This window comes from Candidatus Symbiothrix dinenymphae (genome assembly GCF_001431085.1).
Genome location: NZ_BBRU01000424.1, coordinates 1 through 441, shown reverse-complemented (window position 1 = coordinate 441; position 441 = coordinate 1). Strand labels below are relative to the sequence as shown.

1 protein-coding gene is annotated in these 441 nt (G+C 50.3%); it reads right to left on the bottom strand.

Annotation, left to right across the window (positions count from 1 at the left end):
• Window positions 1-441, bottom strand: a 441-nt coding sequence (locus ASC50_RS04720; protein ID WP_158648449.1) for a leucine-rich repeat domain-containing protein, incomplete at both ends; no start/stop codon positions are given.

Genomic DNA, 441 nt, shown 5'->3' with positions numbered 1-441 from the left:
GGTGTAGGTGGCCGGGTCAAAGACGCTTTTGCCGAAGATGGGCTGTGGCACAGGTGCGTAATTGTGTATGGCGGTCAGTGCGACGCAACCACTAAAAGCCGAATTGCCAATCTTTGTTACGGTAGCCGGAATGGTGATGCTCTGCAAACTGCTGCAATCTTTAAAGGCTTGAGTGCCAATACTTTCGATATTGTCGGGCAGCGTGATGGATGTGCACGCATGCATATTGTAAAACGCATTGGCTCCTATGGTGGTCGTGCCCTGAACTACTGCGGTGGTAATAGTGGCGGCGTATTTTTCCCACGGCGCGGGACTTACGGAACTGCCCCAATCCGGCATTTCTTCGGTGCCGAATATTTCGAGTATTTTGCCGTCTGTTTGTGCTTCTATGTTGGCAATATTCCATTTCTCTATCACACGCACTTCGCAAGTTGCCGTTTT